7 protein-coding genes are annotated in these 10,031 nt (G+C 36.6%); 3 read left to right on the top strand and 4 right to left on the bottom strand.

Features of this window, described 5'->3' with window-relative positions:
- Positions 1-57: 57 nt before the first annotated feature.
- Complete coding sequence (locus A9479_RS16085) at positions 58-1,707, bottom strand: DUF4942 domain-containing protein (protein WP_064664001.1); 1,650 nt, start codon at positions 1,705-1,707, stop codon at positions 58-60.
- Positions 1,708-1,907: 200 nt separating this feature from the next.
- Positions 1,908-2,225, bottom strand: coding sequence for a hypothetical protein (locus tag A9479_RS16080; RefSeq protein WP_064664000.1), 318 nt, complete (start codon positions 2,223-2,225; stop codon positions 1,908-1,910).
- Between the two features lie 222 nt (positions 2,226-2,447).
- On the opposite strand from A9479_RS16080, the gene A9479_RS16075 reads away from it, so the two are divergent.
- The 3 genes from A9479_RS16075 to A9479_RS16065 all read left to right on the top strand — a co-directional run bounded on the left by A9479_RS16075 (position 2,448) and on the right by A9479_RS16065 (position 4,783).
- A complete protein-coding gene (locus A9479_RS16075; RefSeq protein WP_064663999.1) occupies positions 2,448-2,873 on the top strand; it encodes a LexA family transcriptional regulator in 426 nt (141 codons plus the stop codon).
- A gap of 1 nt (position 2,874) precedes the next feature.
- The gene (locus A9479_RS16070; RefSeq protein WP_064663998.1) at positions 2,875-4,155 is read left to right on the top strand and encodes a Y-family DNA polymerase; all 1,281 of its coding nucleotides are present in this window, start codon (positions 2,875-2,877) and stop codon (positions 4,153-4,155) included.
- A gap of 160 nt (positions 4,156-4,315) precedes the next feature.
- Positions 4,316-4,783, top strand: coding sequence for a hypothetical protein (locus A9479_RS16065; RefSeq protein WP_064663997.1), 468 nt, complete (start codon positions 4,316-4,318; stop codon positions 4,781-4,783).
- Positions 4,784-5,087: 304 nt separating this feature from the next.
- Here A9479_RS16065 and A9479_RS16060 read toward each other — a convergent pair whose 3' ends face one another.
- Both A9479_RS16060 and A9479_RS16055 read right to left on the bottom strand, forming a co-directional pair.
- On the bottom strand, positions 5,088-8,006 hold the full coding sequence (locus A9479_RS16060) for a type III restriction-modification system endonuclease (RefSeq protein WP_064663996.1): 2,919 nt from the start codon (positions 8,004-8,006) through the stop codon (positions 5,088-5,090).
- Positions 8,006-10,027, bottom strand: coding sequence for a site-specific DNA-methyltransferase (locus tag A9479_RS16055; RefSeq protein ID WP_064663995.1), 2,022 nt, complete (start codon positions 10,025-10,027; stop codon positions 8,006-8,008). Before A9479_RS16055 ends, A9479_RS16060 begins: the two co-directional genes overlap by 1 nt.
- Positions 10,028-10,031 lie beyond the last annotated feature (4 nt).

Here is a 10,031-nt window from a genome sequence, read left to right as displayed (position 1 = left end):
AACCAAACCCAACCAAAAAGGCCGCAGTAGCGGCCTTTTTCTTACTTATATCTTTATTTAATTTAATTCTAATCTTAGTACGTCGCTGGTGGATGTTATCTTAAAGTTGGCGCCAAAGCTTTCCTTAGCTAAATCAATATCTATTCCCATTTCATCAGCGGCCTCTTTAGGTGATTTAACCCAGCCTTTTAACTTCCCGAACAATACATTTAACTTAGCTATAAATGCTTGATTAAGGCGTAAGTGGATATTTCCATTATAATAAGCACGACTCTCGAAAAGTGTAACGTTCTTTTGGGTGGTGTGATCAAAATAGGTAAAAACCTTTTTACCACTATCAGTCCAGTCAAAACTATCTGCCCGTTCGCATCCAGAAGTATCAAACCCGACATTAGATGCTATCGTGCACAAATCATTAAGGTAAGTGTGCGCTCTTTTTGACAATCCAGATCTACTATCCCAAGAATCACTCCTCCCACCTTCACGGTGCACTACAATGCGATAATCAAGTGAGAACCTATCTAACCCTTCAGGTGCCCAACGAATATAGCGCCACTCCTCTTTGCCGAATGTTTTTTCGTTAGACTTATAAAGTATTACGTTTGCTTGACCAATCATGCACTCTACAACGTCCACCAGCTGCTCATCAAAGTAGTTGTTTGCATTCTTACAGACCCACTGGACCAACGCGTAGGCATTCGTCTTGGTAAAGTCTACATGAGTATTTTCAAACAAAACTTTTAGAAGTTTTTCGCGAGATTTGGCCGTCAGCCTATTAGTTACTTTATCAAGGTTTGAGAATAGCTCTCGCCAATATTTATCCTTTAAACCTTCGATTTTTAACTTTAACGCTTCTTTGACTCCATCAAAATTTGCGCCAAGCTCTTTAAGAACGACATTATCAATTGACTCCAACTTTTTGTAAGTCTCAATAAGTTTATTTAAATCGTCATTATAAAGAGCCTCAAGGGTAGAAACTAAATCGACGCCAGGTACTAATGAATTACTAACCCTTTCACTAAAGTTATGTGCTTTATCTTTATTAAACGTATCCGTTGCCTTAGGCTTTTCATCTTCATTAAAAATATTAAAATTCTGTGCGAACCATAAAGAAAATGGATCTACTTTTGGGGTGGCCCCGCGATAGTAGGTATCACGGCAGTAGCAAAGGTCAATCCGTACAACATGAACTTTAGCACGCGCTTTGCGCTCGGCATTTAAGTAATCATACGAGCCCAACACAGTGTAACTCGCATCCCGAGCTTTTATGGCGCTTTGTATATCGTCATTTTTTTCCCAACGCTCAGGCAGCACCAAATAAATATAACGGGCGTTAGCCTCTTCTATAATTCTCCGGGCAAAGTATGCAAATTCAGAATAGGGAGGGTTGCAAAAAACTAGATCACATCGCTTATCAATTATCGTCTGCTCTTTAAAGTCAGTGCCAACTACAAATATATCGGAATCCAAAGCACTAAGTAATGGTAATGACTTTTCAATAGCGTATTTCTTTCCCTCGGTGAGGTGTTTTAGCGCTTTCCCATTACCTGCACCAATGTCCAATACGCTTGGTGACTTTGTGCTGCGAAATATGACCTCTAAATCAGCTTTAATTACTTCTAACTGCTCATTGGTGGTGGGATAGAACTCAAAATCTTGTGAAAACTGTTTAATTGTCTGTATTAAAGCACCGGTATGATGACCCATATTTTACTCTAGTATTCTTATGTTTTAGATAAGAGAACGATACAGGTAGTTTTAAAACGGGATGTTTTGGGGAAATTAATAAGGAGCTTGGCCGCGCCTGCGAAGACAAAAAATGCGACCAAGCAGAAAGTCAGTTTAGAATGTGTTAATTAAAAATATAGTAAAAACGATTAATAAGGTTAATTTTATTAGGAATAATTTTAACCGGTTAATATAGCGATCTCATCCACCAGCGACGAGCTAATTTTTCTGTCTGAAGCGCTAAGCAACTTTAGTTTACCCACATTAAGAATATCAGCAACTTGATGGCTTGACTCCCAGTGCACAAAATCCGGCTCTTTTTCAAAGCGAACCGTCTTAATTTCATTATTTACAGCTCTTGCTATATTGTCTGCGACAGCTTCAACTAACATTTTCACATTAACTTCGTCTACAACCGAATCATAATATGAAATGAGTACATTACGATAAAACACGGCCATATCACCGTCATTCGAGATTAACTTATAAAGTTCCACTATTAAAAACTCCGTAATAATTGGTGCTTCAAAGGTATAGTAAAGACAAATACGCGCAGGAATTTAAAATAAATAATAGTTTTTTAATAATAATTCACCTAACACGCTCTCTATAATGGATATTACATATCAGCAAGTAATAAGCTTTATTCATTTAACTTGCACAAGTAAAAGCTGACGCCTAAAATACTGTACATGTATACAGTATATAGTAAGTGCACAATGAAACCTATCCAAACAGCACCATCCTCAACCATCCTTGAACTAGGTGAGTTCAGTGTTGCAGCGGGCTTCCCAAACCCCTGTGAAGATTATTTGAGTGAGAGGATCAGCTTAGATTCTTTACTGATAAAGCGACCAAACAGTACTTTTTTATTCAAAGTTGCTGGCAATAGTATGTCCCCCGATATAACCGATGGTTCAATTATTGTCGTTGATCGCTCTATATCAGCCAAATCAGGTCGTATAGTTCTAGCCACTCTAGATAATGAGTTTGTTGTAAAAGAGCTGCAACTAAAAGGCAATAAAGCAATATTCATTAGTAGGAATAAAGCGTTTCCGTCAATTGAAGTGCAAACTGATGAAGATAATAATTGGGATACCCATTGTATATGGGGCGTTGTCACAGGCGTAGTTAAGGTATTTTGATATGTGGGTTCTATGTGACATTAACGCAGCTTACGTTTCGTTCTGCGCCCTATTCAACCCTCAATACAACATGGATCGTGTACCATTGGGTGTATTGAGCTCAAACCAAGGTAATGTAATCGCTCGCAACCAAGCCATTAAGGATCTAAATGTAAAAATGGGCGATGCCGCCTTTAATGTTTGTGAAATAGTAAAACATAACAACGGGCATTTATGGGGATCAAACTTTAACTTATTTGGTGATATGAGCGATAGATTTCATACAGAGCTAGAAATGTTTTTATTTGACACCATTCGATACTCAGTGGATGAGAGTTTTGGAAAAGTAGATGTGAAGCATACACAAAACCTAAAAAAGTTAGGTCACACAATTCAAAGCGCCCTTCATCGAAATGTGGGCCTAACCGTTGGTCTTGGTATGGCCAGCACAAAAACCTTAGCAAAGCTTGGTAGCCATTGCGCCAAACAACAACAGTGGAAAGCTCACACCGGGGGAGTTGTTGTATTAGATACACAACATAAAGTTGACTGGGCTTTAAAGCACTGCCCTGTTGGTGATATTTGGGGTGTGGGCTCTCGCACCGAGACAAAACTCAAAGCTATGGGCGTTGTTACTGGGTTAGATTTAAAAAAATTAGATGTAAGTATTATAAAACAACAATTCAGCGTCGTGCTCGCCAGGACAGTACAAGAATTAAATGGGATTAATGCTGTTGAATTGAAAGATATACAATCAAACAGAGATAGAATATGTGTATCTCAAAGTATGGGTAAAGCCGTTACATGTGAAAATGAAATGATGGAGGCAGTAGCAACCCACACAACACGCGCAGCCAATAAACTTCGCCGTTTTGAAAGCTTCACATCAGCAATAACAATTTTTATCGGCACAAATAGCTTTGATAAGAGCCAGGCTCAATACCATAAATCACAACTAATTAGACTCCCCTTCCCTTGCGCGGATACATTAACGCTGGTGGCCTACGCTACCTACGCCCTTAAATCTATATTTAAGGCTGGATATAAGTACAAAAAAGTAGGGGTAATTTTAGAGCAACTCTCAAAAAGTGATACTGAACAGCAATTGGAACTACTGAGTGATGTAGGCCCATTAAAAGTAGATAAGCGAACTGCTGTGCTAGATGAGATTAATAAAAAATTTGGGCAGTCAACTATACATACTGCTACTGAAGGTTTTAATCATGATTGGCGACCAAAAGATAACTTAGCACCGCCCAGTTACACCACCAAGTTGAGCGACTTACCTACAGCAAAAGCGTAGAAACTAGGGCCAAAGCTAAAAAATTAGATTTAAGATATATCCGCACTGAAGAAAATAGTATTGCTCTTTAAACTTAACTTTCATTGATTACTTAATTAGCAGTACACTTACACAACTTAATAAATAAAACTTCAGCACTGTGGATTATAAGGATTATTCAATGAAAGCCATCATAATACTAATAATTGCTTTTTTGCCCTTTTCAAGCTTCCCAAATAACTCAATAGCAGACCAAATATGTAATGCATATAAAAATACAGATGACCGTAGCAAATGCTTTGATGAGCTTAAAGAGGAACCAAGGTACCTTTCTTTTAAATTCGGTGTTTCTGCATGCCCTAATAAAAAGCACTGGGAAGAGCTAATAGACGAATTGGATAGCGGTATCAAACCAAAAGAAAGAGGTATTGATAAACACTGCTTCTCTCTTAGAGAAGGTAATATTATTTATGGATTTTTAAATAAATCTTATTATAAAGGCAGAGAATTGGCGCAAGTCAAAGCTAGTGATGGAACATTATTGTGGTTAGAGTCTGCGGCGATAAAAGATGTCACAATTGATCACATAAAAAAACCTGAGCCTTGGCATACTGTTTTAAGAAACCAAGATGGTAAAGTAATAAATTAGAAAAGCTAATATTAATAATTTATACAAAGGAGAAAGCATGAAAAGCTGGATAAAAGTTATAGTGGTGACACTCATAATGAATATATGCGCAAAGGGCTGTTTGGCCAATCAATTAACTACAATATTCAGCCAGTCTCAATGACCGTTCCTCGCTCTTTTGAGGCATTCGCCTCAACACGTTTTTGGACAAAAATAAGTTAGGTTTATTACTCTAACTTTTAAGTATGTGTTTTGTTTGTATGACTAAATATGCAAAAAATTGAACTAAGGCGAGAGCATGTTTTGCCCTCGCTTTCTATACAAACTAGCTAGAAGCAGCTTGCTTAATTAAGTCATAAATCAAATCATCAGCAAATTGTGTTTTGAAATCGACCTTGACCTCTTTACTGATCTGGTCAAAAAGAACTTTAGCATGTTCGATTTTTCGCTCTTCCTCTTTGCGAAGACTATCCTTTCCATCAACATTTTTCGTCTCAATGATGAAGTTCAGGAAATCACCTTTACTCGTTTTAACGACATACGCAAAGTCGGGAGAATATGAGTAACCACCAGATACAGGGATCTTAATTGAGTTCTTCGGAATCTTAGTAAAGACCGATACAGATTCAATCTCGCCATCCGTAATATTCAGTTTCTCAAGTTCAGAATCATAAAACACATCTTCAAACAGGTATGTATCTAGAGGCGTAAGAGAGTCGTCATTATAAACTCCTAAATCACTTGCCATAACTTCGGTTCGAGGTTCACCTTGCTCATCAGTAAACTTAGTTGGATGCATACTGTTCGATATAATGTTGTAGCCAAGACCAAACTTATTGAATGAATTATTCAACAAGAATTTACTGAATCCTGATTTAACTTTTCTGATTGTTTGAATATTCAAATAATCAGTAATATCTATCGTGCTTTGAACACTTACAAATGCTTTATGAAGCGTAGATAACTTGATAAACGCTTCTTGTGATAGACGGTTCAAAAACTCTTTGTAAGTCATTGTAGAGAACTTGGTGAAGTCATCATCATTACCAAACTTTGACTTAAACATAGCGGTATCGTTATGAATATAGACCGTCTCAATACGTGTCTGAACACCAGTTTTCTTGAACTTATCTGACTCTTCAATCAGATATTTTTTTAATAGTTCAAGGAAGTCGTCCTCGCTTGCAATTTTATATTCTAAAATCGCTTTTTGGTTAATCATCTCCCAGAGTGATTTTAGTTCATCAAACTTACCAACACGCATTTTCGATGTTTTCTTCGCCCCACTATCAACTTTAATCTTGTTAGGCTTAACGCCTGTAGGAAACGCATTAGGGTATTGAGCTTTTAGTTTTGAGTAAGCATCAGAACCAAGTAAATTTTCATTTTCATCAATGATCCCTTTACCCAACAGATCAGACATAATTTTAAATGCAGATAAATCAGGGTATTCGGCAGTAATTTTATCTTTGATTTCTTGGGTTAACTTGCTTGGAACAGTTTCTTTGAATGAAGAGTCATTCACTTCTTGAACGAGAGTGCTTACAAAGTCTTTTTCTGTAAAATCAACATAGTAATTAAGCATAAATGAACGGTCTTTAACACGACCCATATATTCATTTACTGGTAGACGAAGACCACGGCCAACTTCTTGAAGTTTTGATGTTGTGCTACCGCTTGAACGTAACTTAACGATCTGCATTACGTTAGGCGAATCCCAACCTTCACGAAGTGTCCACTTACTAAAGATAAAACGTCTTGGATTGTCTAATGAAAGAAGAAGTTCTTTATCATGAAGAATCTCATTGATTTCTTTCTCAATTTTTTCATCTTTATCACTATTATCTTTCGAGAAATAACCGCCATGAACAACAGACACATCTTTAATGGTCTTTTCTAGATATTCTCTGTAGAAAGCATCGGTTTCAACTTTTAAGCACTCTTTAGCTTCTGCGACAACCCATTCTTCAAACTTAGTTTTTAAGCTACCTGAAAGGTTGTTACCATCACGATAGCCTTCAATATCATCAATGAAGAAAAGCGATAACGGCTTTATTCTTGGGCGTTGAGTGAGCAACTCACGTTCAAGCTTGAAATGCTCCTTAATCGCTTTACGGATCATATTATCTTCAAGCGTGTCCGAGTATGAATAAGGATTTATAGACTTGCCGACTTTAAGCTCGATACCGTTACTCAGTACAACCATTTTTGTGTTAAGTGATTCAATGTACAGATCATGAATCTCGCTATGAGTCTTTGATAATGGCTCACCTTTCGTAAGTTTATAAACGGTTTTCGTTCCACTTTCGTTTAACTCAAATGTTGCTTCTTTTGCCGTTGATTTAGTGAGTTTAAGGTTTGCAAAGTCATCACCAACAACATCTTCAATAAAAGCGTTAATCCCTTTTACTAAATCATTGTTAAACGCATCAACAGCCGTTAAACGATAAACTAAATTCTCGTAGTCTTCGTTGAAAGTTGCACCAAAGCGAATAATGTATTGAGCATTAAGCTTACTGATGTTGTCCCATGTTTTTTTAGCTGTAGGGAACTTGTGAGGCTCATCAATTATAATAAAAGGTCTTACAGCACTGATAGCTTCAATCGGTGTATCGAATTTGTTATCTAACAACCCTGTGTCGTATGTCTCAGTCAATGATTTTGAGTTAATCATTCCAGAGTTGATAATCAAAACGTGAATCTGTTTTTTATTAAAATTATTTGCTTCAACAAAATCATGAACCGCTTGAGGCATAAAAGATTTAGTATTCTTCTTACTTGAACCTTTTTGACTTTCTACGACATAAGTTTTTAGTTCACGCTCATAATCATCACGGAAATGTTCTTTAAGTGCATCACTTTTCAGAAAGTTTACTGTTCCTGCTTTGATTGAAAGCGTAGGGACAATGACAATAAACTTATTGATACCAAATGCTTTATTGAGATCATACATGGATTTAGTATAGGTATAAGTCTTACCTGTGCCTGTTTCCATAGAAATATCAATAACGTTGCTTTTAGCGTTGTAATGCTCTCTTTTATGTTCGATTCCATTGAATTCTTGAACTGTTTTGATGTTCGCATAGTATTGAGGGTCGGTAATACTAAGAACAGGGTTTGCTCTAAGGCGAACGATAGGTTCGTCCGATTGTTGAGGCTCTGCTCCAACAAACATACTCATCAATGCGTCTACACCTGCTTTTTGGTGTGGCAGGTTCTTCTCAAATGTGAATCCCTTTGACATTAGTTTCTTCCTACCAGATCAATTTCTAATGACTTTTTATTAGCATAACTTTTTAGTGCTTCGTTTAGCTCCATTTGTTTCACGCTATCAAAGTTTTTACCAAAGAAAACAATCTTATTAGGTGAGAATTCCTTGTCTGTATCAAGTTTCGAAAGAAGAGCTTTCAAAGCATCACTAGAAAAATCAGAAGCAATCATATACAAACGATTATCACAAAGGTGAGCGGTATAGCTATCTAGCTCAATATCTTGAACAGGTGTGCTCAACTCACTACCATCATACAAACGCCAAGTAGTAAGAAGCGTATGGTATTGCTCATCGGTAAGCATCACATCATCAAACATTGTCATCGTCATTAAAGACAACTCTTTGTCATCATCTTCGACTCTGAAATCTTCTACAGTTTCGAAAACTTTGAATCCAAGATCACCGTGGAAATCGGGATTTTCCTTACGAATTTTATCAGCAGACAGTTTGATTCTAGCTTTAGTAATGTCGAAAATGGTTTTATAACCCGCTTTATAGCCTTCTTTTTTTATATCAGTAGGTTCAGGTAACTGAACACAGATAAAATTACGTTCCAGTGAATCTTCTAAATTTAAAGAGTAAATGCTATGAGCAGTTGTTCCTGAACCTGCAAAAAAATCTAGAAACACATCATTTTCTTTAGTTTCTATAGAACCTAATAATGTTTTAAGGAGATTCACTGGTTTCGGATACGAGAAATACCCTTTACTACCAAAGAGGTTTTCTACTTCTACACCACCATCACTTTTAGTAGAAAGGATTGAGCGCAATAAAAAGTTTTCTACTTCACTAAGAAATTTAATAGAACTTGGTTGGGTGTTTTCATCTTTAGCAAACCAAATATGACCGCAAACAAAACTGCCGTCATACCTTTCTTCGATATTAGTATAATGACCGTCTTTAATTAAAGCTGCCTTGTTAAATGTTTCTTGCTTCCAACGCCACCCACGATCAGGAACTTTTACAGGTCTTCCAGTTTTCGGATGTAATACGTCATATCTAGGACCAAACGTGTCAGCGTTCGGCCAACTCATATTAATCTTGCCCCATAACCGAAAATCTTTAGTTAGACTATTATAAAGAGTTATACCTCTATCATACCCATTGCTCTTGTAGAATTTTTTTAACGCTTTTTCTGATTGTTCCAAAGATACATTAGATTTCTTTTGTTTTTCTACAAAATCATAAACATCATCAATACCATCTTTTCGCATCAAAAACTCTTGTTTTATAAGAGTAGATTTAGAATAAACCAAAATGTATTCATGAATATTACCGATACCCTTATCATTTTTAGGGATTCGTTTGTTCCATACAATACTTTCAATGAAGTTTTCTTCACCAAATATTTCATCACAAATGACTTTTAATTGATTTAATTCGTTTTCATCTATTGATATACAGATTGCTCCTTCATCACTTAAAAGTTCACGGGCAATGTACAAGCGAGGATACATAAAGGTTAACCACGCACTATGGCTACTAGAACCTTTATCTGTGAATTCTAAAATGCGTTTTGCTTCCTCTACATCAATACCTGCTAGTTCAACCAATTGATCAACCGTAAAGTTACGGTCATCGTTATAAGTGAAACCGTCTTTACCCGTATTGTAAGGAGGGTCGATATAGATCATCTTGACCTTCTCACTGTATGCGTTAACCATATGTTTCAATACTTCAAGGTTATCGCCTTTTATAAGCAGGTTTTTACTGTCCTTGTTATGTTCTAACTGGTTATGTGCCACGTCTTCATTGATCAATGTTTTGGGGGGAAGATTAGTCAATAAACGTGCATAAGACTTACCAAGCCAGTTCAATGTGTATGATTCTTTTGAAAGTTCAACTTCATTTGCATTTACAACTTCAAGCATCTTCTCTTGGATGAAGTTTCCTGACTTATCAAAGCATTGAGGGAAATGTTTTTTCAGGACTGCAAGCTGTTTGCTATTCACTGTCTCGATGTTCGAATAAAGTGTTTCTTCTTTGATTGTCATTTTG

It is taken from the genome of Pseudoalteromonas sp. MQS005 (genome assembly GCF_001661605.1).
Classification (GTDB): domain Bacteria; phylum Pseudomonadota; class Gammaproteobacteria; order Enterobacterales; family Alteromonadaceae; genus Pseudoalteromonas; species Pseudoalteromonas tetraodonis.
The sequence above is the reverse complement of the archived record's forward strand: the minus strand, read 5'-3'. Positions and strand labels throughout refer to the sequence as shown.